29 protein-coding genes and 1 pseudogene are annotated in these 26,029 nt (G+C 69.6%); 17 read left to right on the forward strand and 13 right to left on the reverse strand.

Annotation, left to right across the window (positions count from 1 at the left end; genetic code table 11):
- Positions 1-73 precede the first annotated feature (73 nt).
- On the reverse strand, positions 74-982 hold the full coding sequence (locus IEY86_RS17435) for a glutamate ABC transporter substrate-binding protein (RefSeq protein WP_189132629.1): 909 nt from the start codon (positions 980-982) through the stop codon (positions 74-76).
- A gap of 146 nt (positions 983-1,128) precedes the next feature.
- The gene (locus IEY86_RS17440; protein WP_189132630.1) at positions 1,129-1,689 is read right to left on the reverse strand and encodes an antibiotic biosynthesis monooxygenase; all 561 of its coding nucleotides are present in this window, start codon (positions 1,687-1,689) and stop codon (positions 1,129-1,131) included.
- Positions 1,690-1,924: 235 nt separating this feature from the next.
- Between IEY86_RS17440 and IEY86_RS17445 the strand changes: the two genes are divergently transcribed.
- Complete coding sequence (locus tag IEY86_RS17445) at positions 1,925-3,079, forward strand: alpha/beta fold hydrolase (protein ID WP_189132631.1); 1,155 nt, start codon at positions 1,925-1,927, stop codon at positions 3,077-3,079.
- A gap of 16 nt (positions 3,080-3,095) precedes the next feature.
- On the opposite strand, the gene IEY86_RS17450 is transcribed toward IEY86_RS17445, so the two are convergent.
- From IEY86_RS17450 to IEY86_RS17455, 3 genes and pseudogenes are all read right to left on the reverse strand, one after another.
- Positions 3,096-3,506, reverse strand: coding sequence for a hypothetical protein (locus tag IEY86_RS17450; protein ID WP_189132632.1), 411 nt, complete (start codon positions 3,504-3,506; stop codon positions 3,096-3,098).
- 61 nt (positions 3,507-3,567) lie between these two features.
- Positions 3,568-3,723 (reverse strand): annotated as a pseudogene (locus IEY86_RS36530) (isoprenyl transferase); the annotation flags it as partial.
- 221 nt (positions 3,724-3,944) lie between these two features.
- Complete coding sequence (locus IEY86_RS17455) at positions 3,945-5,036, reverse strand: AraC family transcriptional regulator (protein ID WP_189132633.1); 1,092 nt, start codon at positions 5,034-5,036, stop codon at positions 3,945-3,947.
- A gap of 224 nt (positions 5,037-5,260) precedes the next feature.
- On the opposite strand from IEY86_RS17455, the gene IEY86_RS17460 reads away from it, so the two are divergent.
- Positions 5,261-6,004, forward strand: coding sequence for a LuxR C-terminal-related transcriptional regulator (locus tag IEY86_RS17460; protein WP_189132634.1), 744 nt, complete (start codon positions 5,261-5,263; stop codon positions 6,002-6,004).
- Here IEY86_RS17460 and IEY86_RS17465 read toward each other — a convergent pair.
- Entirely contained in the window at positions 5,988-7,277 is a 1,290-nt protein-coding gene (locus IEY86_RS17465; protein WP_189132635.1) for a beta-ketoacyl-[acyl-carrier-protein] synthase family protein, read from the reverse strand. The genes IEY86_RS17460 and IEY86_RS17465 overlap by 17 nt on opposite strands.
- A gap of 396 nt (positions 7,278-7,673) precedes the next feature.
- Between IEY86_RS17465 and IEY86_RS17470 the strand changes: the two genes are divergently transcribed.
- Together IEY86_RS17470 and IEY86_RS17475 are read left to right on the forward strand one after the other, a co-directional pair.
- Positions 7,674-9,530, forward strand: coding sequence for a fatty acyl-AMP ligase (locus IEY86_RS17470; RefSeq protein ID WP_189132636.1), 1,857 nt, complete (start codon positions 7,674-7,676; stop codon positions 9,528-9,530).
- Between the two features lie 87 nt (positions 9,531-9,617).
- Positions 9,618-11,399, forward strand: coding sequence for a fatty acyl-AMP ligase (locus IEY86_RS17475; protein WP_189132637.1), 1,782 nt, complete (start codon positions 9,618-9,620; stop codon positions 11,397-11,399).
- A gap of 59 nt (positions 11,400-11,458) precedes the next feature.
- Here IEY86_RS17475 and IEY86_RS17480 read toward each other — a convergent pair whose 3' ends face one another.
- The 6 genes from IEY86_RS17480 to IEY86_RS17505 all read right to left on the reverse strand — a co-directional run bounded on the left by IEY86_RS17480 (position 11,459) and on the right by IEY86_RS17505 (position 16,272).
- The gene (locus IEY86_RS17480; RefSeq protein ID WP_189132638.1) at positions 11,459-11,806 is read right to left on the reverse strand and encodes a hypothetical protein; all 348 of its coding nucleotides are present in this window, start codon (positions 11,804-11,806) and stop codon (positions 11,459-11,461) included.
- A 14-nt stretch (positions 11,807-11,820) separates the two neighbouring features.
- Positions 11,821-13,566: an aa3-type cytochrome oxidase subunit I gene (gene ctaD / locus IEY86_RS17485; RefSeq protein WP_189132639.1), complete on the reverse strand. Its 1,746-nt coding sequence runs from the start codon at positions 13,564-13,566 to the stop codon at positions 11,821-11,823.
- A gap of 464 nt (positions 13,567-14,030) precedes the next feature.
- Positions 14,031-14,297: a DUF4235 domain-containing protein gene (locus tag IEY86_RS17490; protein WP_189132640.1), complete on the reverse strand. Its 267-nt coding sequence runs from the start codon at positions 14,295-14,297 to the stop codon at positions 14,031-14,033.
- A complete protein-coding gene (locus IEY86_RS17495) occupies positions 14,294-14,701 on the reverse strand; it encodes a DUF3618 domain-containing protein (protein ID WP_189132641.1) in 408 nt (135 codons plus the stop codon). Before IEY86_RS17495 ends, IEY86_RS17490 begins: the two co-directional genes overlap by 4 nt.
- Positions 14,698-15,120 (reverse strand): phage holin family protein, encoded by a 423-nt coding sequence (locus tag IEY86_RS17500; RefSeq protein ID WP_189132642.1) that lies wholly within the window; start codon positions 15,118-15,120, stop codon positions 14,698-14,700. The genes IEY86_RS17495 and IEY86_RS17500 overlap by 4 nt, the downstream gene beginning before the upstream one ends.
- 72 nt (positions 15,121-15,192) lie before the next feature.
- Complete coding sequence (locus IEY86_RS17505; RefSeq protein WP_189132643.1) at positions 15,193-16,272, reverse strand: YihY/virulence factor BrkB family protein; 1,080 nt, start codon at positions 16,270-16,272, stop codon at positions 15,193-15,195.
- A gap of 144 nt (positions 16,273-16,416) precedes the next feature.
- Between IEY86_RS17505 and IEY86_RS17510 the strand changes: the two genes are divergently transcribed.
- The 13 genes from IEY86_RS17510 to IEY86_RS17570 all read left to right on the forward strand — a co-directional run bounded on the left by IEY86_RS17510 (position 16,417) and on the right by IEY86_RS17570 (position 23,799).
- Positions 16,417-16,659, forward strand: a complete 243-nt coding sequence (locus tag IEY86_RS17510) for an acyl carrier protein (protein WP_189132644.1) — start codon at positions 16,417-16,419, stop codon at positions 16,657-16,659.
- Between the two features lie 129 nt (positions 16,660-16,788).
- Complete coding sequence (locus IEY86_RS17515) at positions 16,789-17,517, forward strand: VOC family protein (protein ID WP_189132645.1); 729 nt, start codon at positions 16,789-16,791, stop codon at positions 17,515-17,517.
- A 189-nt stretch (positions 17,518-17,706) separates the two neighbouring features.
- Complete coding sequence (locus tag IEY86_RS17520; RefSeq protein WP_189132646.1) at positions 17,707-18,039, forward strand: gas vesicle protein GvpO; 333 nt, start codon at positions 17,707-17,709, stop codon at positions 18,037-18,039.
- A 14-nt stretch (positions 18,040-18,053) separates the two neighbouring features.
- Positions 18,054-18,488, forward strand: coding sequence for a gas vesicle protein GvpJ (gene gvpJ / locus IEY86_RS17525; RefSeq protein WP_189132647.1), 435 nt, complete (start codon positions 18,054-18,056; stop codon positions 18,486-18,488).
- Positions 18,489-18,491: 3 nt separating this feature from the next.
- Positions 18,492-19,238: a GvpL/GvpF family gas vesicle protein gene (locus IEY86_RS17530; RefSeq protein WP_189132648.1), complete on the forward strand. Its 747-nt coding sequence runs from the start codon at positions 18,492-18,494 to the stop codon at positions 19,236-19,238.
- Position 19,239: 1 nt separating this feature from the next.
- On the forward strand, positions 19,240-19,509 hold the full coding sequence (locus tag IEY86_RS17535) for a gas vesicle protein GvpG (protein ID WP_189132649.1): 270 nt from the start codon (positions 19,240-19,242) through the stop codon (positions 19,507-19,509).
- A complete protein-coding gene (locus IEY86_RS17540) occupies positions 19,502-20,416 on the forward strand; it encodes a histone protein (RefSeq protein WP_189132650.1) in 915 nt (304 codons plus the stop codon). The genes IEY86_RS17535 and IEY86_RS17540 overlap by 8 nt, the downstream gene beginning before the upstream one ends.
- 6 nt (positions 20,417-20,422) lie before the next feature.
- Positions 20,423-21,427 carry an SRPBCC family protein gene (locus IEY86_RS17545; protein WP_189132651.1) on the forward strand — a complete coding sequence of 335 codons (1,005 nt, stop codon included), beginning with the start codon at positions 20,423-20,425 and terminating at the stop codon, positions 21,425-21,427.
- A gap of 9 nt (positions 21,428-21,436) precedes the next feature.
- Positions 21,437-21,787, forward strand: coding sequence for a gas vesicle protein (locus tag IEY86_RS17550; RefSeq protein WP_189132652.1), 351 nt, complete (start codon positions 21,437-21,439; stop codon positions 21,785-21,787).
- Positions 21,784-22,614, forward strand: coding sequence for a GvpL/GvpF family gas vesicle protein (locus tag IEY86_RS17555; protein WP_189132653.1), 831 nt, complete (start codon positions 21,784-21,786; stop codon positions 22,612-22,614). The genes IEY86_RS17550 and IEY86_RS17555 overlap by 4 nt, the downstream gene beginning before the upstream one ends.
- Entirely contained in the window at positions 22,601-22,828 is a 228-nt protein-coding gene (locus tag IEY86_RS17560; protein ID WP_189132654.1) for a gas vesicle protein, read from the forward strand. Before IEY86_RS17555 ends, IEY86_RS17560 begins: the two co-directional genes overlap by 14 nt.
- Positions 22,825-23,106, forward strand: a complete 282-nt coding sequence (locus tag IEY86_RS17565) for a gas vesicle protein K (protein ID WP_189132655.1) — start codon at positions 22,825-22,827, stop codon at positions 23,104-23,106. The genes IEY86_RS17560 and IEY86_RS17565 overlap by 4 nt, the downstream gene beginning before the upstream one ends.
- A 207-nt stretch (positions 23,107-23,313) precedes the next feature.
- On the forward strand, positions 23,314-23,799 hold the full coding sequence (locus IEY86_RS17570; protein WP_189132656.1) for an Asp23/Gls24 family envelope stress response protein: 486 nt from the start codon (positions 23,314-23,316) through the stop codon (positions 23,797-23,799).
- 83 nt (positions 23,800-23,882) lie between these two features.
- Here IEY86_RS17570 and IEY86_RS17575 read toward each other — a convergent pair whose 3' ends face one another.
- Entirely contained in the window at positions 23,883-25,988 is a 2,106-nt protein-coding gene (locus IEY86_RS17575) for a SpoIIE family protein phosphatase (RefSeq protein ID WP_189132657.1), read from the reverse strand.
- Positions 25,989-26,029: the final 41 nt, after the last annotated feature.

Below are 26,029 nucleotides of genomic sequence, written 5' to 3' on the forward strand. Positions count from 1 at the left end.
GTCCCTGACGGCCCTGAACAGCCCCGGGCGCGCGCAGCGCGGGCGGCCCGAAGGCGGCACCGAACCGGCGGCTCTAGTGGTGGTCGATCGGGGGGACCTCGGGGGCGGGGACGCCGGACAGGCCGAGGGTGGCGTCGTAGGCCTGTTGCCAGTCGCCGTTGATCTCGTGGGCCTCGAGTGCGGCGTTGACCGCGGCGCGGAGCACGTGGTCACCCTTCATCAGACCGACGCCGTAGGGCTCCTCCGTGAACGGGATGCCGACCAGGCGCATCTTGCCGGGGGCCTCGGCGAGGTAGCCCGTGAGGATGGCGTCGTCCGTGGTGACGGCGTCGACCTTGCCGGCGAGGAGGTCCTTGACGCACACCTGGTAGCCCTGACGGCCATCGGCGTCCGTCACGCCGTACTCGGTCTTGACGCGCTCGAGCGACGTGGAGCCGACGGCCGAGCAGACACGTCTGCCCCTGAGGCTCTGCGGTCCGTTGATGTCGCTGTTCCTGCGCACCAGCAGGTCCTGGCCGGCGATGTAGTACGGGCCGGCGAATGCCACGACCTTCTTGCGCGCGTCGTTGATCGTGTAGGTGCCCACGTACAGGTCGACGCCGCCGTTGGCTATCTCGGTCTCGCGGTCCCCGGTGGGCACGGACTTCCAGCGGATGTGGTCGTTGTCGAAGCCCAGGTCGGCCGCGATCATGCGGGCGATCTCGATGTCGAACCCTGAGCGCTTGCCGGTCGCCGGGTCCACGTAGCTCAGGCCCGGCTGGTCGGCCTTGGTGCCGATGGTGATCGTGCCGCCCTTGATCCTCTGCAGGACCGGGGAGCCGGCGGTCTTGACCGAGGCCTTCACCTTGTAGGTGGGCGGCTCGGGAGTGTCGCTCGGCTGAGCAGAGACGCTTTCCTTGGGAGCGCTGTCCTGCCCGCACGCCCCGGTGAGGATCGTGGCCGCGGCGGCACAGGCGACGAGGACGGTTCTGCGGTGGTTCATGGCACAGCCTTCAAAGGACCGAGGCCCTCTCGGGCGCGTGGTGGACGACCCTATGAGGTCGTGCCCCGGTTAGTCATCAGATCTGACGCAAGGTAGAATATTACGATCGGGTAAGGCGCCGCGGCGGTGTGCGTAGGGGCACGCCTTCACTCGTAGAGCCAGCGCCGCAGCAGCCTGCTCAGCCAGGGCATGACGATATAGGTCAGCAGGGGCGCGACCACGGCCGGGAACACCGCGGCACGCGCGGGCAGCGGCCACGGGGCGACCTCCGGCGTGACCAGCCACCCCAGAAGCATGGAGAGCGGGTAGACCGCGCAGAACGTGACAACGACCATCTTCCAGCGGGGAGGGGAAGGCGCCGGGCTGCCGGGCAGATGGAACCACGTCTCCATGCCGGTCGTGTCCTGGTACCTGGACGTCTCGACGGCGATGCCCTCCAGCCGGTCCTGCCATTCGGCGCGCTCGGGAGAGGCCATCCAGTCGGACAGACGCTGCGGATCGGCGAACCGCAGCACCGCGTAGTGGTCGCGGCTCTCGCTCTCGGGACGCAGCCAGGTGACGCCCTGATGACCGGGATAGCGCACCGCCCGCCTGGTGATGCCGTGGGCCCAGTGCCGGAAGTCGTTCTCCTTGCCCGGCAGCACCTGCCACGAGAAGACCGCGGTCACCGGCTCGTCGCACCGGGGAGAAGACTCTTCGCTGGACATCGTTCGGCCTTTCGCTCTCCCCCGGGTCGGGCTCTGCCCCGTCGACCATGACGCACGCCCGCACAAGCCCGGAGGGTACTGCCGCCGGGGGAGTATGTGCCACAGGGCGGGATGCCGCCCGCGCAGTACCTGGGGCTCCTTCCGTCGCCCGACGCGTCGGTGGAGGCGATGGGCGAACGTTGTACCGCGGCGGACCTCGCCGCACGACCGGGACGGACGGGTTGATCGGGCGTTCATGAACGAGCAGACGGAAGTGGACGGCGGCAAGGATCCCAGCAGTGGCCGTGCGGGCAGTGACCATCCCGCCCGCGACGAGTCGGGGCGGGATCACGCGGACGGTCAGGCCCAGCGGGGTGAGGACGAGGAAGGTGCGTCGGCGACCGGCCCCTCCGCCTCCCCGCGGCGAGGCCGCCTGGCACGGTGGTCACGGCGGGCGGCCCTCACGGGTGCGGCGCTACTGGTCGCGGTGACGGCGGCCTCGTGCCTGTACAACGTGGTCACGGCCGACCGGGCCGCCCCACCCCCGGGGCTGTCGTACGTCCAGGCGGCCGACATCCGCACCCGCTACCAGCGGTGGGGTGACTCGGGGACGCCGGTCGTCCTCGTGCACGGCGCCTTCGAATCGGTCGACACCTGGTCCCGACTCGCCCCGCTGCTCGCGCGCCACCACCGGGTGTACGCGCTCGACCTGACCGGCTACGGGTACAGCGGGCGCCGTGGTCCCTACACGGTCGACCACTTCACCCGGCAACTGCTGGGCTTCCTCGACGCCATGGGCCTGGGAGGGCCGGGCGAGCGCCCCTTGCTGGTGGGCCACTCCAGCGGCGCCGCGATGGTCGCCGAAGCGGCCCTGCGGGAACCCAGGCGCATCGGCGGGCTGATGCTCCTCGACGGCGACGCCCTGGACACCGGCGCGGGTCCGCCGCCCGCGCTGCGGTATGTGCTGATCGACCCGTACCGCACCAGCCTGCTGCGGCTGGGGGCCGGCTCCGACTGGCTGGTCCGCCGGATCTACCGCGCGCAGTGCGGGCCGGGGTGTCCGGCGCTGGACGGCGCGGGCCTCGACCAGTGGCGCAGGCCCCTTCGGGTGCCGGGAGCCGAGGACGCCCTGTGGAGCATGATGGGCGAAGGCGTCCCAGGACTGCCCCGCGACCGCCTTTCGCGGCTGCGCGATGTGCGCCTGCCCAAGTCGGTCGTGTTCGGCGAGCGGGACGACGTCTTCAGTACCAGCACCCCGGCGCAGACCGCCCGTCGTATCGGCGCCCCGAAGCCGGTACTCATCCCGGAGGCCCGCCATCTGGCGATGATCTCCCACCCGGACGCGGTCGCCGCCGCGGTGGAGGACCTCGCACGCACGATGACGAGCGCGACCGGGAAGGCGGGCCGCTGACCCGCCCCCGCCCCTGCTACCGGTGTTCGGCCGGTGTCAGTGCCGCGACGAAGCGGTCCATGTCCGGGCGCCAGGCGCGGCGGACGTCCATGCGGGTCGCGTGTGGCTCACCGGGCAGGAGGAGATGGAAGGAGCTGAACAGGAATCCCCGGCGGACCCTGCTCAGGGACAGCGCCGCCTGGGCCCGCGGAATGGCGTACTTGAGCTTTTGCGCCCGGTAGTTCATCGCGTTGATCTCGTGGAACAGGACCAACCTCTCGGTGAGGGTGATGAAGTACGTGTCGTTGTCCAGGTCCCACATCAGCGCGCGTACCCATGGCTTGCTCCCGACCGCCACGGACACCGTGACGACAGGAGCGGAGCCCGGTTCGGCCTCCAGGACCTTCTCCGCCACCTGGGCCAGGATCGTCGACTTGCGCAGTGCCATTCACTTGTCCTTTCTCATACTGCCGTCGGGCGCTCCGGGCGTAGCGGCGGTCGCGGGAGGCGCGCTCCTTCGCCCAGCGCCCGTTGCCGTCCATGACGATGGCCGCATGCCGGGGTACGAAGGCCGACGGTGTGCGCGGCGTCCTCGCCCCGCAGATGTTCGGCTGGGGCGGCAGGTATTCGCGACGATGCCGACCGAGGATCCCCCGACACGCCATGCGCTGTCGCTCCATGTGTCCGCTGCGGATGTCGTGGCCAGCGTAGGAACGCGGTGGTCCACAAGGGATGACGGCAGGGACCGTCAAGTTCCACCGGGGCGACCGAAACAATCCCCGGAAGAACCGGGTCCTGGGCTTGGAACCGGGCTCCGGCCTCGGCGTTGCCGCCGTCTTCCGGGCGTTCCGGGCCTGCCGCCCTCTGGCGATGAGCGGTCTCGGTGTCAGCCGCCCCCGGGCAGGCCCACGCGGTAGGCGCCGGGGGTGGCGCCGGTCCAGCGGCGGAAGGCGCGGACGAAGGCGGCGCCGTCGGCGTATCCCAACCTGGCCGCGATCTGCTCGACTCCCAGCCCGGCGGTGGTCAGCATGTCGACGGCGCGGGCGTGCCGTGCCTCGTCCACGAGGCGCCGGTACGACGTACCCTCCGCCGACAGGCGCCGGTGCAGCGTGCGGGTGGACATGTGCAGCGCCGAGGCGGCGGCGCCCATGGCGGGGATCCCCTCCGGCCAGCGGGCGAGCAGGTCGGCCACCCGTCCCGCGGATCCGGTCTCGGCCCGCCTGGCCAGCAGAACGCGGCACTCGCGTTCGCACACCCGCATGGTGTGGTGGTCGGCCTGCGGCAGCGGCCGGTCCAGCAGTGCCGCGTCGGCGACGAAGGCGTTGCGCGGCGCGCCGAACACGATCGGCGTGCCCGCCAGTGCCTCGTACGGTGTGGACGACCGCGGACGGGCGAAGCGCAGATCCACCCTGAGGGGAGTGAACGGCTCACCGAGAATGCTGTCCAGGATGGTGCGGATGACGGCGATCTCACGCTCGATGAGGAAGCGCCGGATCGACCGGGGAACGCAGGCGTCGTCCAGGACGAGGTGGACCTCGCCCGGCCCGTGCTGGAGGTGGATCCCGACCACGGCGAAGGTGAGTTCCAGATAGCGCAGTCCCACCGCCGCCGCGTCGCCCAGCGTCGGGCTGGCGAGCAGGGCGAATCCCCACACGCTGTAGGTCCGCAACCGGATCCGGCGGCCGACCTCCAGACCCAGTCCGGGCGGATCTCCCATGGCCCGGACGAGGTTGTGCGCCACGATGAGCTCCTGGCCGGCGCGGACATGGGCACCCTCGTCGGTGACGGCGGCTTCGCTCAGACCGCTGTTCGCCAGGCACCGCGCCAATGGGACTCCGTGCTCGCCCGCCACCTCCACCATCGCGCGCACGGTGGCGATGCCCCGGGGGAACGGCCGCACCGGCGGAAGGAGCCCGCCGACCACCGCCGAGTGTCCGGAACTGCCAACAGCCTGGCCGCCGTTGCCTAGGGCCGACACTGACCTGCCCCCTAGCGTCGGAAGGGAACGATGCGCCGCTTTCCACGGCGGCCCTGCCCCATCGTAGTGCGGACGGTCCCGCGGGCAGGGACGGCGGCGGCGTTATCGGCCACGGCCACCGCACGGCGTTCCCACGGCGTTCCCACGAACATGCCCACGGCATTCCGAGGCATTTCCGAGGCATTGTCGTGACCACATCTTCGAATCGCACAGGCGGGTGAGCGATGGATGACATCAGCACAGTGGACGTCATGCTGGTCGACAACGAGGAACTTGTGCGCCGCGGTTTCCGTCAGGCTCTCGGGGAAGCGCCAGGAATGACGGTGGTCGGTGAATCCAGGGTCGGCGAGGCGGCGCTTCGCCTGATCGAGGCACGGCGCCCGGGTGTCGTTCTCGTGGACGCCGAGTACGAATTCCTCCAGAGACTGGCCCGGCCGTCGGGGAGGGCCGATCCAGGAATCATCGTGCTCACCAGAACGGAGAGGGACGGCCATCTGTACCGCTCATTGAAAGCGGGAGTGAGAGGATTTCTGCTCAAGAGTGCGGGCCAGGAGGAGCTGACGTTCGCGGTGCGCGCGGTCGCGGGCGGCGAGGCCTATATCTGCCCCACGATGACACGGCGGCTGATCGACCGGTTCGAGATCCTTCCCCCGTCCCAGGAGCGCCCCCACACCGTCGCCCTGGCCGCTTTGAGCGGCCGGGAGACCCAGGTGCTGTCCGGGATCGCCATGGGCAGGTCCAACCAGGAGATCGCGCGCGAGCTCCATCTGACCCCCGCCACCGTGAAGTCCCATGTCTCGCACATCCTGGCCAAGCTCGAACTGCCCAACAGGATGCACGCGGCGCTGCTCGCGTACCGCACCGGTCTGGTGCGCCCGCCCCAGGCCCCCTCCCAGGCCCCCTCCCGGGTCCCTTCCGCCCCGGTGCCCGCCGCCGCGGTCGCTCCCGCCGTCAGCCGGCCCTGGTGAAGGACAGGACCACGTTGTGCCCACCGAATCCGAAGGAGTTGGAGACCGCGGCGGTGACATTCGTACGCCGGGGGCCACCGGTCACGACGTCCAGCTTCACCTCGGGGTCCTTGTCGTGGAGATTGCGCGTCGCCGGAATCACATTCTCGAACACGCTCAGGACGGTGAAGATCGCCTCGACCGCCCCGGCGCCTCCGATGAGGTGGCCCGTCACCGACTTGGTTGCCGTCACCAGGGGGTGCGGGCCGAGCGACTCCAGGACCGCGGCGGCCTCGATCCGGTCACCGACGGGCGTGCCGGGCGCGTGGGCGTTGACGTGCACGATGTCGTGCGGCACCAGCCCCCCGGTGCGCAGGGCATGTCCGATGGCCCTGACCTGTCCCGCCGTCGAGGGCGCCGTCATGGCGTGCGCGTCGGAGGTCATCCCCGCTCCCGCGAGCGTGGCGTACGCCATCGCGCCGCGTGCCCGCGCGAAGTCTGCCCGCTCCAGGACGACGGCACCGGCCCCCTCGGCCATGACGAAGCCGTCACGGCCGCTGTCGAAGGGCCGGGCCGCGGCTTCGGGGTCCTCATGGCGGCCGGAGAGTGCGCCCATCCGGGCGAAGGCGGCCATGGACAACCGGCCGATGCAGGCCTCCGTGCCCCCGGCGAGGACGACATCGGCCCGGCCCGCCCGCAGGATCGCCAGCCCAAGGGCTATCGCCTCCGCCCCCGAGGCGCAGGCGCTCGTCGGCGCGTGTGCTCCACCTCGGGCGCCCAGGGCCATGCTCACCGCGGCGGCCGGTCCGTTGGGCATCAGCATGGTGACGGCGAAGGGGGAGACGCGGTGCGGCCCCTTCGCCAACGACAGGTCGTGCTGGTCGACGAGCGTTGTCCCTCCGCCTAGGCCGGTGCCGACGACCACGGCGAACCGCTCCGGCGCCACCGGGGGATCACCTGCGTCCTTCCACGCCTGCCGGGCCGCGATCAGCGCCATCTGCTGGCAGCGGTCCAGCCGTCTGGCCTCGACCCGGTCCAGCACCTCGGCCGGTTCCTGGCTCAGCCGGCCGGCCAGTCGTACCGGCAGGTCGTGGGACCAGGGCTCGTCGAGCACACGGGTCGCGCAGTCACCGGCCAGGAGCCTGCTCCAGGTTGAGCGGACGTCGGCTCCCAGCGGTGTGGTCATTCCCATTCCGGTGACCACGACCTCGGTGGTGCCGCGGATCTCCTGTTCCGGGAGCCCGGGGAGTTTCGGGTGGCCCAGGAAATAGTCGTCGGAACCTTCGTAGGACATGCGACGTCCCTTCTGGCGCGTGGATTTGGCGGCGCGAATGTCAATTCCGCACCGTTGACCGGCCGTCGGAAAGAGATTAGCCAGCGCCATGCGCGTCCGGCGACGGCCGGTGGTGGGAATCGGTGCGACGAAAAGAGGGGATGCGCCATCGGCCGCCCGGCCGACCGTGAATCCAACCGCAGACGCACCCGGACACCACCGGCGGCGGATATCCCCACGCCGGCACGGGACCTAGCCTTTTGGGGAACGGAATGGAACGGGACCGTTGAATTCCGCGGACGACCGCCACCGCGGAACACCGCCACCGCGGAAAACACCGCCACCGCGGAACACCGCGAGAGATCCCCGTCGCCGAAGTCGTCAGCACGCCCGCAACGGCCGAACAGGAGGCCCGCGATGCCGGTTGATGCCGTCACGCAATCCCCACCGGAGCCCACGACGCTGGTCGAACTGTGCCTGCGACGCGCGGCGTCACAGCCCGACCGACGCATGTTCGCCTTCCTGGGGGACGGAATCGAGGAGTCGGACTCGCTCACCCTCGCCCAACTCGACGCCCGCGCACGGGCGATCGCCACCCGGCTGAGCGGCCATGCTCCGCCGGGCGCTCGTGCCGTACTGAGCTACCCGCCGGGCCTGGAGTTCGTCTCGGCCTTCTTCGGCTGCCTGTACGCCGGCCTCGTCGCGGTACCGGCGCCGCCCGTGCTGCGGGCGGGAACCGACGACCGTTCCACACGATTTCGGGCGATCGTCGGCAACTGCGAACCGGAGCTGGTGCTGTCGAACGCCTCGCGGCTGGACCGCGTCGGCTCCATGCTGAAGGACCTCTCGACACCGCGCGCGGTGACCCCCGTGGCAACCGACGAGATCGACGGGCTCGGCCCATTGGCGGGGCACCGCTGGAGCCCGCCGCGCGTGGACCCGGACACGGTGGCGTATCTGCAGTACACCTCCGGCACCACGGGGCTGCCGCGCGGCGTGGTGCTCACCCATGGCAATGTCCTGCACAACCTGGCGCTCATCCTGGCGAATGGATCCGATGCCGTGGACGACCGGGACCGGCTGCGGTCGACGGTCTCCTGGCTGCCGGTCTTTCATGACATGGGCCTGATCAGCGGCGTTCTCCAGCCGCTGTACGTCGGGTACGACACCGCACTGATGCCGTCGTCGGTCTTCGTCCAGCAGCCGGTCAACTGGCTGCGCGCCATCTCCGACCGCCGAGCGGGGATCGGCTCCTCCCCGGGCTTCGGCTACGAGCTGTGCGTACGGCAGGTGCCCGAGCGGCAGTTGGGATCACTGGATCTGAGCGGCTGGGGGATAGCGGTGGTGGGCGACGAGCCGGTGCGCGCGGACATGATCGACGGCTTCACCTCGAGATTCGCCCCGTGCGGCTTCCGCCGGGAGGCCTTCTTCCCCAGCTACGGCATGGCCGAGTCCACCGTCATGGTCAGCGGTGGGCAGGTGGAGTCCGAGCCCGTGATCCGCCGGTTCGACGCGGTGGCGCTGGCGAAGGGCAGGGTGCAACGGGTCGAGGACGAGACCGAATCACGCCGTCTGGTGGGCCTGGGGCGGTTGCATCCTTCCATGGCGGTGGCCGTGGTCGATCCGGCCACCGGTGAGCCGTGCGCACCGGACGAGGTCGGGGAGATACTGGCCTCCGGCCCCAGCATCGGCACCGGGTACTGGAACGAGCCGGAGGAGAGCGCGCGGGCCTTCCGCACCCGTGTCCGGGGCCACGGCGACCGGTGCTTCCTGCGTACGGGCAGCGTCGGCTTCATGGACGGCGGTCAGCTCTTCGCCCTGTGCCGGGTCAAGGACCTCATCGTCGTCGACGGCACGCAGCACTATCCGTACGACATCGAGACGACCGCGGCGGCGAGCCACCCCTCCGTGCGTGATGGGTGCTGCTGTGCCTTCGTGGTGGAGGACGACCGCGGAACGCGCCTCGTGCTCCTGGCCGAGATCAACAGCCGTCACCGTGTCGTGGCCGGTGCCGCTCCGCAATCCGCGTCGGGCACGCGGGTGACGGTCGGCTCGGACGAGATCGAGCAGGCGATCCGGGAGGCCGTCTTCGCCGAGCACGGCCTGCGCACCGACGACGTGCTCCTGCTCAAGGCCGGATCCCTGCCGTTCACCACCAGCGGCAAGCTTCAGCGCGCGCAGTGCCGCCACCGGTACCGGGCGCGTGCCTTCACCGCGGTCGTGTCCGAGGCACCGCGCACCGGCCTGCCGGAGCACCACTCGGGCCGGTCATGACGTCGGCCGCGGTGGCCGAGTGAGCAACCCCCTGCCCCTCTCCCTCCCGCTTCTCCCTCCCGCCTCCCTCCCGTTTGGAGCGGCCTCATGCGACGCAACCGTCATATCGGTGTCCACCTGCCCGAGAGTGTGCCCGGCAGGAAGGACGCACTGGGGACACTGCTGGAACTGTGCCGGACCCGGGCGAGTGCCGAGCCCGACCGCAAGGGCTTCGGATTCCTCGGCGACGGTTACGAGGAATCCGACGCGCTCACCCTGGGCGAACTGGACCGCATCGCGCGGGCGATAGCGGTGACCCTGCGGCGGCAGGCTCATACCGCCCGCGCCCGCGCTCTCCTGAGCTACCCGCCCGGTCTGGACTTCCATGTGGCGTTCTGGGGATGCCTCTACGCGGGCCTGATCCCCGTGCCGGTGGCTCCGCTCGACGGAACGCGGGGCAACGTCAAATGGACCCGGGTGGAGTCGATCGCGGGCAGTTCCGATGCCCGGCTGTTCCTGTCCACCCGCAGCGCCCTCGACGCCGCCGAGCCCGTACTCGCCGCCGCGGACGGTCTCGCCCGGCTGACGCGGGTGGCCACCGACGAGGTGTGCCTCGACCTCGCCGAGCAGTGGACCCCGCCGGTCGCCAACGGGGAGATGGTCGCCTATCTGCAGTACTCCTCCGGGTCGACCGGCCTTCCCAAGGGCGTCGCCGTCACCCACGCCAATGTGCTCCACAATCTGTCGCTGATCCACGACAGCACAAGCCGGCCCGCCGACGAGGCCGGGCTGCCGCGCCCGCCGTCGGTGTCCTGGCTGCCCCTGCACCACAACATGGGTCTCATCAGCAGTGTCCTCGACCCGCTGTTCTCCGGCAGGGATGTCACCCTGCTGCCGACGATGACGTTCGTCCAGCGCCCCCTCACCTGGCTGAGAGCCATCTCCGCGCTCGGCCGCGCGGACAGCTGCGCACCGAACTTCGCCTTCGACCTCTGCGTCCGCCGGATCACCGATGTGCAGCGCCAGGATCTCGACCTCAGCAGGTGGGAGATGGCCCTGGTCGGCGGTGAGCCGGTACGGGCGGACACCCTCAGCCGCTTCAGCGAGGTCTTCGCACGCACGGGATTCAGGCGCCAGGCGCTGTGCCCGGGATACGGACTGGCCGAGTCGACGGTGATGGTCTCGGCCGGACCGGTCGGAGCGGGGCCCGTGGTGCTGAGGCTGGACGCGGAGTCGCTGGCGGCCGGCACGGCGCGGATCGCGGACGGACGGCGGGAGAGCAGGGAGCTGGTGGGCTGCGGGCGTATCCACCGCTTGAGCACCGTGGTGGCCGTCGACCCGTCCACAGGGAAGCCGCGCGGGGAGGACGAGGTCGGCGAGATCCTGGTGTCGGGGCCGAGTGTCGCGACCGGATACTGGGACGCTCCGGGGGAGACCGCCGAGACATTCTCGGCCTCCCTTCCCGACCTGCCCGGTGAGCGGTTCCTGCGCACCGGTGACCTCGGCTTCCTCCACGACGGGCAGCTGTTCGTGACCGGCCGGGCCAAGGACGTCATCATCATCGCCGGGGCCAACCACTACCCGCAGGACATCGAGGCCACCGTCGAGGCCTGCCACCCGGCCGTCCGTGAGATGGGCGCCTGCGCCGTGGCGGTCGACGACGGCGTGCGGGAAAGGCTCGTCGTGCTCGTGGAGACGACCGACCCGCCGACCGAGGAGGTCAAGCGTGAGATCAGACGTGCCGTCCACGCCAAGCACCGCATCCAGGTGCACGAGGTCGTCCTGCTCGAGCCCGGCACGCTGCCCCTCACCACGACCGGCAAGCTCCAGCGCCGCAACAGCCGGGACCGCTACCTCGGGGGCTCCTTCGAGACCGCGCGCCTCGAGTGAGCCGCCGGGCTCCGGCGCGCGAGCCGGTTGCGACGCACTCGCGATCACCGCCCGCAGTCTCAGCCGACGCGCGTGAACAGCAGAGCGCAGACACATGCCGCCAGTGCCGCGAGGACCGTCGCCACGGTGACGCACAGCAGCCGGGCACGCAGCTGAGCGTAGCGGGCCTCGTACTCACCCCGGAGCGAGCGGCAGCGATCGGCGACACCTCGCAGGACACGGCGGCTGAGCTCGACGCGTTCGCGCGAGTAGAGGGCGACGACCTCCTCGTGCTGGCTCGTGGTCAGCCAGGGCAGCCGGCGGGCGAACGCCTCCGCCTCCGCGCGGGCGTTGGCGATCTCCGTCTGGCACAGCAGGTAGCCCTCCAACTGGGCGATGCCCGCGGCGATCTCCTGTCGGCTGTCCATCGACCGCTGCCGCCTCAGCCCTTGCCCGGGCCTTCGGACATCGGCGCGGCCGAGCTCGGCTCGGGCTCCACCACGTCCCTTTGGGCGGCGCTCTCGGCCTGGTACTTCAAAGCGATATCGGGGTGGTGCAGGTCGAACGCGGGGGATTCGGAGGTGATCTTGGGCAGGGTGAGGAAGTTGTGCCGGGGTGGTGGGCAGGAGGTGGCCCACTCGAGCGAGCGGCCGTAGCCCCAGGGGTCGTCGACCTCGATCCTCGGTGCGTGCCGGGCGGTCTTCCAGACGTTGTACAGGAACGGCAGGGTGGAGATGCCCAGCAGGAAGGCGCCGATGGACGAGACGGTGTTCAGTGTGGTGAAGCCGTCGGCGGCGAGGTAGTCGGCGTAGCGGCGGGGCATTCCTTCGGCGCCCAGCCAGTGCTGGACGAGGAAGGTCGTGTGGAAGCCGACGAACAGGGTCCAGAAGTGGATCCTGCCCAGTCGCTCGTCCAGTCTGGTCCCGGTGAACTTGGGCCACCAGAAGTGGAAGCCGCCGAACATCGCGAAGACCACCGTTCCGAAGACCACGTAGTGGAAGTGGGCCACGACGAAATAGGAGTCGGTGACATGGAAGTCCAGCGGCGGTGAGGCCAGCAGTACGCCGGTGAGGCCGCCGAAGAGGAAGGTGACGAGAAAGCCGATGGCCCACAGCATCGGGGTCTCGAAGGACAAGGAGCCTTTCCACATCGTGCCGATCCAGTTGAAGAACTTCACCCCGGTGGGCACGGCGATGAGGAAGGACATGAAGGAGAAGAACGGCAGCAGTACCGCCCCGGTGCCGAACATATGGTGCGCCCACACGGTGATCGACAGTCCGGTGATGGAGATGGTGGCGCCGATGAGTCCGACGTATCCGAAGATCGGCTTGCGGCTGAAGACCGGGATGATCTCGGTGATCACGCCGAAGAACGGCAGGGCGATGATGTAGACCTCGGGATGGCCGAAGAACCAGAACAGGTGCTGCCACAGCAGTGGACCGCCGTTTGACGGATCGTAGACGAGTGCGCCGAACTTGCGGTCCGCTTCGAGGGCCAACAGCGCCGCGGCCAGAACCGGGAAGGCCAGCAGCACCAGCACACTGGTGAGCAGGATGTTCCAGGTGAAGATCGGCATCCGGAACATCGTCATGCCGGGGGCGCGCATGCAGATGATCGTGGTGGCGAAGTTGACCGCGCCGAGGATGGTGCCGAAGCCGGAGAACGCCAGTCCCATGATCCACATGTCCGAGCCCACGCTGGGCGAGCGGACCGCGTCCGACAGCGGTGTGTAGGCGAACCAGCCGAAGTCCGCGGCGCCTTGCGGGGTGATGAACGCTCCGACCGCGATGAGCGACCCGAAGAGGTAGAGCCAGTAGGCGAACATGTTCAGCCGAGGGAACGCCACATCGGGTGCCCCGATCTGCAGCGGCATGATCGCGTTGGCGAATCCGGCGAACAGGGGAGTGGCGAACATCAGCATCATGATGGTGCCGTGCATGGTGAACGCCTGGTTGTACTGCTCGTTCGAGAGGATCTGGACACCTGGACGCGCCAGTTCGGCACGCATGAACAGGGCCAGTACCCCGCCGAAGAGAAAGAAGACGAACGAGGTGACCATGTACAGCGAGCCGATCTTCTTGTGATCGGTCGTGGTGAGCCAGGCGACCATGATCTGTCCCCGCCGCTGCCACTTCGGCGGCTGTTCCGCCTCGGCCTCGGCCGTGGTCTGCGCCGTCTGCCCGGACATGCCACTCACCTCTCTGGTCCATCCACGTCCGCGGACGGCCGCGCGTCCCGCGGTCGCGGGGAACGCGCACACAACGCTTCTCGGTCGGCGACCTCGTTGGTCGCCCCGACTTTCCTGCGACGTTGATAGCGCGTGGTGAGACGCGTGATCGGCTTTGACTCTTTGGTGGGCGTGTGGCGTTCCCGTGGTTGCCCACGGCGCGATTTCACCCGTTTCCGTCCCGGGCGGTGGGGCAGGCGTCAGTCCGCGCCCGGGGGGCGGGCGTGGTCACCTGTCTGGACGAGGGGCTCCGGGCGGACCACGATCCGAAGGGGCTCGCCGACACCGTGGGCGACAGACTCGGCTTCGACTCCCGCCGGGCCAAGGGCGATCCGCGGCGCCTCAAGTCCTTGCCTCGAGGCCCGGGGGCTGCGCCTGTGTTCGGAGCGGCGGTTGCGGGGACGGTGTCTGCGTCGGGCGGTGATTCAGCCCGGCCAGGTTCCGGTCAGACGACGCACAGCGGTGGCTCCGCCGCGGTCCGCCGCCGCCTTGACCACGGCGAAGATCGCGCCCTGAAGGGCCGCCGCGAGCAGAATCTCGCGCCACGCCCGGTTCTCGTCCATCGAGTCGGGGGTGTCCTGCTCATGGGCGACGGCCTTCCACACCCGCTTGAACAGCGCCCCGGCCACCAAGCCGCTGAAGGCCCCGAGCGCCAGCCCCACCGGTTTGTAGACCAGCTTCGCCGTCTTCATCTGCCCCTCCAACTCCCCCGGGCGCGGTACAGCCTCCCCCGGGTGCGGAACAGCACCAGCGCGGCAGTCGCGACGGCGGCCCCGCCCACGATCAGGACCGTCCGGTTGCGGTGGGCGACCTGCGCGACCTGGCCTGTTCTCTCCTGCACCGGCTCGGGGGTCCTGTCCTGCGCCAGATGCAGAACATGGGCGGTCTGTCCCTGGACCCGGTCCTTCGCATGGGCCGCCCTGTGCTGCATCTGTTCCCTCATTTCGGTCGCCTTGACCTGGGCGCGTGCCTTGATGTCCGTCTTGGCGGCCAGTGCCTCGACCGTCCGTCCGAGTTCGGTGCGGGTGACGTTCACCTGCTCGCGCAGTTCCTCGACGGTGGGCTTCGCCTCGTGCGGTTGGGATGCGCCGGTCATCGATGGACCCTTTCCTTGAGCTCGGCGACGTCGGCCTTGACTCCCGCGATCGCCTGCCGCGGTGCCGGTGGCGTGGCCTGCTTGACCTTCTTCTTCCCCACGGCCGCGGCGATGGCGGCCAGGACCAGGAGGATGCCCATGACGATGAGGGCGGACGCCCACACCGGCAGGACCAGGGCCAACGCGGCGATGGCCGCCGCCGCGGCGGCCTGCAGCGCGACAAAGGCGAATACGGCGGCCCCGCCGAACAGACCGCCGCCGATACCGAACCGTTTGCCCTTCTCCGCCATCTCCGCCTGCGCCAGCCGCAGCTCCTGGCGCACCAGCTCCGACATCTGCTCCGAGGCACGCTTGACCAGCTCGCCCACCGGCTGCTGATCCGCCTTGCGGAGGTGTCCGTTGCCGACGGATCGGTCCATCGCTGCTCACCCGCCCTTCCCTGACGCCCGGCACGGTGCCGGAGCGTGTTCCATTCGACGAAGTCGGCCGACTCAGGCCGCGCCGTCCTGCCGACGCTCTTCCTCGGTCCATTTGTGTGTGTCGCGCGGCTCGACGTAGGGCTCTGCCTTTTCCGGGTGGCCGCCGGTGATCGCCCGTTCGCGGCTCAGCTCCGCGTCGAACTCCAAGCCGAGCAGAATCGCGAGATTGCTGATCCACAGCCACACCAGGAAAATGATCACTCCGGCGAGGGTGCCGTACGTCTTGTTGTAGGAGCCGAAGTTCGCCACGTAGAGCGCGAAGCCCGCCGAGGCGACGCTCCAGATCAGCAGGGCCAGGAGACTGCCGGGCGTGATCCATTTGAAGCCGCGCGCCTTGGCGTTCGGCGACGCCCAGTAGAGGATCGCGATCATGACGGTGACCAGCAGGATCAGCACCGGCCACTTCGCGATCGACCACACCGTCAAGGCGGTGTTCCCGATTCCCAGCGCTGTGCCGACCTGCCTGGCGAGGCTGCCGGTGAACACCACTGTCAGCGAGCTGGCGATCGCCAGGACCATCAGCACCACGGTGATGGCGAGCCGTATCGGGGTCACCTTCCACGCCGGGCGCCCCTCGGGGATGTCGTAGACGGCGTTGGACGCGCGGATGAACGCTGCCACGTAGCCCGACGCCGACCACAGGGCGCCGAGGATCCCGATCACGGCCAGCACGGAGCCGGTGCTCGAACTCGCCTGCAATTGCTCGACCGCGTTGGTGAGGACCTGGCGTGCGGCGCCGGGGGCGAGATGCTTGATGTTGTCGAGCACGGCGTTCGTGGCCGATTCCCCCAGGATTCCCAGCACGGAGACGAGTACGAGCAGCGCTGGGAACAGCGACAGGATTCCGTAGTAGGTCAGAGCGGCCGCGCGGTCGGTGAGTTCGTCGTCCTTGAATTCCGAGAGGGTGCGGCGCAGCACCGCCCGCCATGACCGCTTGGGCAGCTGCGTAGGGGAGTCCGGGGCATCCCGCTCCACCTGCGGATCAGGACCCGCGCCACTGTCGTGCCCAGTGGTCGCCTCCCGCCCTGGATCGCGCTCGTTGGCGTCCTGATGCTGCTCGCCCCCGTGCTTGTGCTGCCACTTGCTTTCCATGGCTCCTCGGGTTACCAGGAGAGTCCGGATGAATCATCTGAAAACATGCTTTGATGGTGGGTGTATTGGCGGTTTTCCGGCCCGAGCGCCGGGTACTCACTGGCTTCATCGGAGCAGGGCGAACGAGTGTGCCGAGGAGGGATCATGGCTACGGGCGAAACCGGCTTCAGCGACATCGTGTACGACCTCATCTCCGTGCAGTACCACGCGCTCAAGGGCGGGCACGACTACGGCCAGTACGTGCGCGACGCCGAGAAGGCGGGCAAGAAGGACCTGGCGCAGTTCTTCCGGGAGTCCATGGACGAGGACTCCCGGCGAGCGGCTCGCTGCCACCAGTTCCTGACGCAGTTGTCGGGAACGAAGGAGGCAGGCCCGGCCGCCGGGTAGTCGGGAAGGGCACGCCGGCCAGGCCCTGGTTTCAAGGGCCCTGGCCCGCGGAACGCGGTGGAAGCGAGGCAGCAGACCATGGCGCCGTCGGGCAAAGCCGTGTTGGGGACCCCGTGCTGGGTGAACCTCATGGCCCGGGACCTCCACGCCACCGAGGACTTCTACGGTGCCGTCATGGGCTGGACCTTTCGCCCGGGAAGCCTGGGGGAGAAGTTCTCGGTGGCGCTCAAGGACGGTGCCGAGGTGGCCGGCATCGGAGCTCTGGCTCCCAGCCTCCAGGTCGCGGTCTCCTGGACCCCGTACTTCGCTGTCGGCAGCGCCGATATCGCGGTGGCCCGCATCCGGGAGCGCGGGGCCACGGTGGCAGTGGGTCCCTTGGCCCTCGGCGGGGTGGGCCGGGCCGCCCTCGCCGCGGACCCCGACGGCGCCGTCTTCGGGGTGTGGGAGGGCGCGGCCCTGTCAGGTTGGTCCGTGGGATGGGGCAGCGCGCCCGCCTGGCTGGAACTGCGCACCCGTGACGCCTTTGCCGCAGCCATCTTCTACGGGGAGGTCCTGGACTGGGTCTCCGAGAAGGAGGGGGGCGGCTGCGAGGCCGCCTACGAGGACGACCGTGTGGTGCTCCGGGAAGGCGGGCGCACGGTGGCCGCGCTTCGAGGCGGCGGAGTCGAGGCCGATCCGGACCCGCGGGTCCGGCCCCGCTGGGATGTCCACTTCCGCGTCGACGACGTGGACGCCGCGACCGAGGCAGCCGTCGACGCCGGAGGGGTAGTTGTCTCCCCCTCGGTGCGGACAGGCCCCGGCCGCCAAGCCGCCATCCGCGATCCCGACGGCGGACTGTTCACCATCACCACCTCGTGACCCTCGCCCTCGCCGGCGAGCGCGAGGCGGGGGCCGTCGAGTCCGACGTCGGTGATGGTCGGCCGTCCATTCCCACTGGCCGCCTCCTCGCGGCGCCGATGACAGCCACGGGGCAGGCGTGTGACGCGGTGTGCCCGTTTGGCGTCTCTCGGCATGCGGTGTGCGGCAGCCTTGATCAGACTTCGCGGTATGGCAGAGCAACGTCAGGCGCGACCTCGCTCCTCCTCCGCGACCGCCCGTCCCCGACGGAAGCCTTCTCGCGGGCCGCTCAAGGCGGCTCAGCGGGCGGCTGAGCTGCTCGAGCACCTGATCAGCCACCCCGCCGAGGGTGTCTGCGCCGTGCAGCGCACGGAGAACGGCTGGTGTGTCGGTGTCGACGTCCTCGAGGTACCGCGCATCCCGGACACCACGAGCCTGCTCGCCACCTACGAGGTGGAGCTCGACGAGGACGGCGAGCTTCTCGGATACCGCCGGGTCCGCCGATACCGCAGAGGGGCGTCCGACGATCACCTCCCCACCTGAGAGGACCCTCTCCGATGACCACAACGCGCTACGCAGATGAAGTCGTCTGCCGACCCCGATCGGGCAACCTGTACGACGTCCTGGAGCTCATTCTCGACCGGGGCATGGTGATCGACGTCTTCGTGCGGGTCTCCCTGGTGGGTATCGAGATCCTGAAGATCGATGCCCGCATCGTCGTGGCCAGCGTGGACACGTACCTGAGGTTCGCCGAAGCCTGCAACCGCCTGGACCTGGAAGCCGACACCCGGAGCACCACGGTGCCCGAGATGTTCGGGGGCGCCGCCGCGAGGAGCCTCGGCAAGCGGAAGGTCAAGAAGAGCGCGGAAACACTCGGGGGAACCCTTCGCAAGGCGGTGACGGGCGGAGAGGACGAGGAAGAGGAAGAGGAGACCCGCCCGAGGCGGCGCACCACGGCCCGCACGAGCCCCCGACGCCGGTCGAAGGAGTAAGGCATGACAGGGCGAGGCATCTACATCTACGGGTTCGTTCGTGCGGCGCATCGCCTGCCGGCGGACAGTGTCGGTGTGGGCGCCCCTGCCTGCGTTCCCAGGATTCTGCGGCAGGGGTCGGTGGCCGCCGTCGTGAGCGGAGCGCCGGCGGACCTGCGGGCCAGGCGGCGCGATCTGCTCGCCCACCAGAACCTTCTCCTCGGGCTTTCCGACGCGGGCCCGCTGCTGCCCATGCGCTTCGGGACGGTCGCGTCGGACGAGGACGCCGTGCGCAGGGAACTCGCGGTCCGTGAGGCCGGTCTCCTGGAGACCTTGGACCGGCTGGCAGGCATGATCGAGGCGAACCTCAAGGCCATGCCCTCCGGTGACGGCTTGGCGCGGCTGGTCCGCGAGGACGCGCGAATCCGGCGCCTGCGGGACGATGCGCGGCGCCGTCCGGGATACGAGGCCGACATCCGGCTGGGCGAGGCGGTCGCCCGTGCGCTGTCACAGCGGGCCGCCGGGCAGGCGCGTCGTGTGCTCGCCGAACTGACACCGCACGCCGTCGCGACCTGCCCCGGAGCCGATGTTCCCGGATGCGTCATGAATGTGTCGTTCCTCGTGGGCAGGGAGGGGTACTCGTCCTTCGTGTCGGTGGTGAACCGTTTCGCCGATCGTTGCGGTGATCTCGTCGACCTGCGGCTGACAGGGCCGCTGCCCTGCTACAGCTTTGTGGCCCCCGAGGCACACATGGCCAGGGTGGATGGATGACATGGGACTGATCTCCGCCGTACTCACCTTGCCGCTGGCCCCCGTGCGCGGCGTCGTGTGGATCGCCGAGCAGTTGGCCGACGCGGCGGAGCGCGAGCTGCACGATCCCGGGGTGATCCGAGGTCGCCTGGCTGAATTGAACCAAGCACTGGAGGACGGAGAGATCGACGTCGAAGAATTCGAACGCCAGGAGGAGCGACTGCTTGACCTGCTGGAACAAGGACTCCAGCCGGTCGACGGAACGAATCGAAGGGAATGCAGTCATGGATGACACGGAGAAGGTGGTCCTGGCCGCGGCAGTGGCCGGCGGATACATCCTGGGGCGGACGAAGAAGGGCCGACTCGCGTTCACCCTTGCCACCTACCTTGTGGGACGCCGGTTCGGTCTCGACCCGCGTTCCCTGGCGACCGAGGGCGCCCGCAAACTGCTCGAGGCACCTCAGGTGGCCGAACTCAAGGAGCAGTTCGGCGGGGAGTTGCTGGAGAGCGGCAAGAAGGCGGTCGCCGCGATGGCCGACCGTCAGTTGGACTCCCTCACCGAATCGCTGCAGCAGCGTACCCGGGCGCTCAGGGCGCCGGAAGGCGAGGAGGAGGAAGAGGAAGACCTCTACGAGGAGGAGCCGGAGGAGGAAGAGGAGGAGGAAGAAGAGGAAGGGCCCGAGGCCGAGGAGGAGGAAGAGGAGGAAGAGGAGGAAGAGGAGGAAGAAGAAGAGGAGGAGGAAGAGCCCGAGGAGGAGGAGCCCGAGGAGGAGGAAGAGGAAGAGCCCCAGGCCGAGGAGGAGGGAGAGGAGCCCAAGGCCGAGGAGGAGGAAGAAGAGGAGCCGGAGGAGGAGCGTCCGCGCAAGCGGCGTCCCGCCGCCCGGAAACCGGGGCGTCCGCGACACCCACGCAGGGCGGAGAAGGCGGCTCCCGCGAAGAAGAGCGCCAAGAAGGCGCCCTCGCCCAGCAAGCGGCCTGCCAAGAAGGCTTCCGCCAAGGCGGCCCCTTCGAGAGCGGCGGCGAAGAAGGCCCCCGCGAAGAAGGCTCCGGCGAAGAAGGCCCCGGCCAAGAGGTCCGCCCCGCCGTCCAGGGCATCTGCCAAGAAGGGGGCCGCCAAGAAGGCGCCGGCGAAGAAGAGGGCCGACGCCGGGAAGCGCACCGCCAAGAAGACGTCCGCACGATCACAGCGTCGGCGGTGAGCGGGTATGGCGAAGACGAACAAGGATGTGCCGCAGGACGGTGGTTCCAGCCTGGACCGGCTGCGGGAAGGGCTCGGTGAGTTCGTCGGTGCTCAGGTCGGCCACTGGGTGGAGTCCGCGGGGGACAAGCTGACCGATGTCACCGGACGCCTCACCGATGTCGCGGAGAATGGCGGCACCCTCGCCCGTACCGGCGGTCGGATCATGAGCGGCGAGTCGCCGATGCGCGCGGCTCTCACGGAGAAGGCCAAGGGTGTCAAGGACTCGGTGGTCGGCAAGGTGAAGGACGCCGTGGGCGGCGGTGGCGGCCGCAAGCCCGGAGACGTCAAGGTGACGAACATCGTGGAGTCGATCCAGATCGGCCTCCCGATTCGAACGGTCTACGACCACTGGACTCAGTACGAGAAGTTCGGCAGCTTCACCAAGGGCGTCAGCAATGTCTCGCAGAGCGATGAGGTCACCAGTGACTGGAAGGTCAAGGTGGGACCATCCTCCAGAGGCTGGAAGGCCACGGTCCAGGAACAGGTGCCTGACGAGCGGATCGTGTGGACCTCGGAGGGGGCCAAAGGCTCGACCCGCGGCGTGGTCAGCTTCCATGAGCTGACGCCCACGCTCACCCTTGTTGTCGCCCTCGTCGAGTACTACCCGTCCGGGTTCTTCGAGAAGACGGGAAACCTGTGGCGTGCGCAGGGCCGGCGTCTGCGCCTCGATCTGAAGCACTTCCAGCGATACGTCACCCTCACCGACGAGGAGCCGGAGGCCTGGCGCGGGGAGATCCGCGACGGCGAGGTCGTACGCAGCCATGAGGAAGCGATGGAGGACGAGGAGGGCGGCGAGGACGAGGGCGACGAGGGCGACGAGGGTGACGAGGGCGAGGAGGACGAGGACGAGGAAGGCGGCGAGGACGAGGACGAGGAGGACGAGGACGGCGAGGACGAAGGCGAAGAGGACGAGTACGACGAGGACGAGGAAGACGAGGACTGGGATGACGACTACGAGGAAGGGCGCTGAGGTGACCCTGTGACCGAGTCCGCCGTCTGCTACGAGACCCGCCCCGGCCCGAGCACGACCAATCTGGCCGACATCCTCGAACGCGTCCTCGACAAGGGCATTGTCATCGCGGGAGACATCAAGATCGACCTGCTGGACATCGAGTTGCTCACCATTCGCCTGCGTCTGTTCATCTCCTCCGTCGAGACGGCGAAGCGGGCCGGGATCGACTGGTGGGAGACCGACCCGGCACTCTCGTCCCGCGCCGCTCGATCGGAACTGCTGGAGGAGAACCGGCGGCTGCGCGAACAACTGGAACTCATCGCCGGCGATGCCCCGTCCTCGGCGCCCTCCGGCCGCAAGGGGCGGGAGCGCGGATGACAGCGCCTGTGGAATCCGGGACCGGTCGAACCACCGTGCCGCCCACGGCCACCTATGTCTTCGCGATCTGCCGACGGCCGGACAAGGACGTCGTGAGCGCCTTGCCCGGCCTCGTCGACGGGTCGCCCGTACGGATGCTCGCCTTCGGCGCACTGGCGGCGGTCGTGCAGGACGTGCCGACGGAGGACTTCTGCGCCGAGGCATGGCAGAGGAGACTCAATGACCCCACCGATCTCGAACGCTGCGCCCGGGCACACCACCAGGTGGTCTGTGCGGTGGGGGCGGTCGGGCCGACCCTTCCCCTGGCCCTGGCCACCCTCTATCACGACGACGAGCGGGCTCGCAGAAGACTGACCGCGGACACCGCCCGCTTCGAGGCGGCTCTCGGCCATGTGGAGGGGCGTGTCGAATGGGGGGTGAAGGTGTACGCACCTCACACATCGGCCGAACCGACCGCGGCGCAGTCGACCACCGCCCCCGGGCCCGGTTCGGGACGCGCCTATCTGGCGGGCGTGCGTCGCCAACGTGACGTCCGCCGACAGCTGTACGACGAGGGCCTGCGGGCCGCGGAGCAGGTTGACTCGGCGATGCGCGAGCTCGCCGTCGAGGGGCGCCGTCTGCGCTGCCACGGGGAGGAGCCCACTGCGACGGGAGGCCGCCGCACACAGGTGCTCAACGCCGCCTACCTCGTGGAGGACCCACTGCGTCGGGAGGTCGCCTCCACTGTCGAGTCCCTGCGGCGGCGTACCGGGATGGAGATCGAAGTGTCCGGGCCGTGGATTCCCTATTCATTCGCGGGAGCAGGAGGCGGCGATGCCCGCGACTGAACCGGTTCCGTGGGACACCGACGAGTTCGTCGCCCCTGTCGGTGTACCGCTGGTGGACCTGCTGGACCGATTGCTGGCCACCGGGGTCGTGGTCAGCGGGGATCTGGTCATCGCCATCGCCGAGGTCCCGCTGATCAGGCTGTCCTTGCACGCGTTGCTGTCCTCGGTCAACAAGAAGGTCCCGGCGCCGTGGGCGGACGGAGGTCCGCTGTGAAGGAGCCGTCACTTCTGGATGTGTCGCCCGAGAAGGCCGGTCAGGACCTCGTGGGCCTGGTGCTCACCGTCGTCGAGCTCCTGCGCCAGCTCATGGAGCGGCAGGCGATCCGGCGTGTGGACGAGGGCGACCTGACCGATGAGCAGGTGGAGCGGATCGGTACGACGCTCATGATGCTCGACCAGCGGATGACCGAGCTGTGCGATCAGCACGGCCTTCGCCGCGAGGACCTGAACCTCGACCTCGGCCCTCTGGGGAGCCTGCTCCCCTACGGGTGACACCGGCGCCGGGTTCGCCGAGCCCTGTACGAGCCGAGCTCCCTGTGGTCCGGCAACCGTCACCACCGCGGGTCCTTCGGGATGTCTGTTCACTTGGAAATATTTCATGCGAATTACGCCATAAGTGGGAGGATTGGGGTACCCGGGGGTCCGAACAAGTCACGGACGCCGCAGGGGCGTCCGTGCGGTCCTCAAGGAGATCCCCTCATGACGGACACCATGAGCCGCCCTGCCGGGGCGAAGGCCGAGCCCAGTGAGACCGACAAGGCACTGCAGAGCCGCAAGAGCGCAGGTGCCGCACCCGAGAGCCGGGGGCGGACCAGCATCGCCGACGGTGTGGTCGAGAAGATCGCCGGGGTCGCCGCCCGCGAGGTGACCGGCGTCCACGCCCTGGGAGCCGGGATGTCCCGCACGATCGGGGCCATGCGCGAGCGGGTCCCCGGTGGACGTCCCAGTGTCACTCGCGGGGTGAAGGTGGAGGTCGGAGAGCGCCAGGCGGCCGTCGACCTCGACCTCGTCGTCGAGTACGGCTCCTCCATCGAGGACGTCTCGGGCGAGGTGCGCGCCGAAGTCATCTCCGCCCTCGAGCGCATGACCTCACTGGAAGTCGTCGAGGTCAATGTCGCCGTCGACGACGTCCACCTGCCGGAGGAGGACGACCAGGACGAGGAAGCCGAGGAACGAGTGCGCTGATTCGACGGCGCTGATCCGACGGCGCTGATCCGACTGCGCTGATCCGACTGCGCTGATTCGCTTGGGCGCGGATTCTGCGGGTTCTACTGAGTCACGCGATCGGTGGCCGCGGCGTCCGGCGGACCAGCCGTCGTCGTCCGGGCCAGGAGAAGGGCCACGTCGTCCTCGGTGCTGTGGTGCAGTGTGTCCAGGATGCTGTCGCACATGGCCTCGAGGGGGCGTGCGGGCCCTTCCAGCAGGGAGAGCAGGGCTTCGAGACCGGTGTCGATGGACTCGTGGCGGCGCTCGACGAGTCCGTCCGTGTACAGGGCGATCAAGGCCCCCTCGGGAAGCACGCTGGTCACGCTGGTGAACGGCACGCCGCCGACTCCGAGTGGGGCGGCGGGCGGGAGCGCCAGCAGTTCCGCCCGGCCGTCCGAGTGGACGATCGCCGGGGGAAGGTGGCCCGCCGTGGCGAATTCGCACTCACGGGTCCGAGGGTCGAACACGGCGTAGGTGCAGGTGGCGAACGAGTCGCCCAGCGTCTCCGCGAGCGCGTCCAGATGTCCCAGGAGCGGGGCAGGGGGCAGGTCGAGGGTCGCGAAGGCGCGAATCGTCGTCCGCAGTTGCCCCATGATCGCCGCGGCCCTTACACCGCTGCCCATCACATCCCCGATGACCAGCCCCACCCTGCCTCCCTTGAGCGGCAGCACGTCGAACCAGTCGCCGCCGACCTCGGCCGCGGACGCGGCGGGGCGGTAGCGCGAGGCGATCTCCATGCCGTGCAGTTCCGGTGGCGGGGCCGGGAGCAGGCTGCGCTGGAGGGTGAGGGCGGTCTCGCGTTCACGGGCGTACAGGCGGGCGTTGTCGATGCCCACCGCCGCGCGGGCCGCGAGTTCCCCGGCGAGCAAGAGGTCCTGCTCGTCGAACGGCCGAGGGGTCCCGGTGCGGAACAGGCTGAGCGCGCCCAGGACGTTCCCGCGGGCGATCAGCGGCAGCGCCATGCAGGAGTGGAGCCCGGCACCGCGCAGCACCCGCGCGGCCTGCTCGTTCCCGGCGATCCGGGGAAGCCAGGCGTCGGTGACCCGCGGGACGAGGATCGGCCGGGCCTGCCTCACACTCTGGGTGATCAGCCGTTCCGGACCGTACTGCGTGAGCGCGCCGACCGGGTCCGCGTCGCGGACGGCCTCGAGTGTGTCCCCGGTCGCCTTCCTGGCCAGCGCCCGGAAAGCCGCGGGACCGTCCGCCGTGGAGTGCGGGCTGATCTCCCCGACAAGCACGGAGTCCAGGACGTCCACCGCCGCCATGTCGCCGAGCCGGGGCACGGTCACCTCCGCCAGTTCCTCGGCCGTGCGCCGCAGATCCAGGGCGGTGCCGACCCGGGCACTGGCGTCCGCGACGAGCGCCAGGCGCTCTCGGGCCTGCGCCGCCTCCACCGCGGCACGGTGGCGGTCGGTGATGTCGACGACCCAGTCGGCGACACCGAGGACTCGGCCGCTCGGTTCTTGAAGCCGGTAGTACGACACCGACCAGACGTGCTCGTTGCCGGGGTCGGCCGGTGTGCTGCCCGAGCCCTGCACGTCGACGAGCGGCTCACCGGTCACCAGTACCCGCCGCATGGCGGCCGAGATCTCCCCGACGTCCAGTCCGGGCACCGTCCCCATCGGCAGTCCGACATAGGCCTGCGGCGGCATGCCGACGATGCCGTCCATGGCCTGATTGGCGCGCATGCACCGCAGGTCGGTGTTGAAGAAGGCCATGCCCACCGGGGCCTGTTCGACCAGGTAGTCCGACACCGCGAGTCTCGTCTCCACGTCGTGCAGGGTGGAGCGGTCGGCGGCCAGCCCCAGGGCCAGGATGTTTCCCGACTGGTCGCGCAGGCGCATGGTCCGGAACTCCACCTGCCGCACGGAGCCGTCCTTGTGGCGGATCGGGAACACCCCCGCCCATGACCTGCCCGTCCGCACTCCCTTGAACAGTTCGATCGCACGTGCGCGGCCCTCCGGTGTGAGGACGAGTTCGCCCGCGTACTGGCCCAGTGCCTCCTCGGCGGTGTATCCGAAAAGCTCCTCGGCTCCAGGACTCCACAAGGCGATCCGGCCCTTGGTGTCCACGACGACCGCCGCCACGCGGAGGAGATCGAGCAGTTCTCCCGGCGGTGCCGGCCCCCAAGCCGGTTCGAACGTGCCGTTCACGTCAGGTGCGCTCATGGTGGCGGCTCTCTTGCGGGTGGCGACTCTCTTGCGGCGGT

Origin of the sequence: Wenjunlia tyrosinilytica (genome assembly GCF_014646055.1) — a bacterium.
GTDB classification, from domain to species: Bacteria; Actinomycetota; Actinomycetes; order Streptomycetales; family Streptomycetaceae; genus Wenjunlia; species Wenjunlia tyrosinilytica.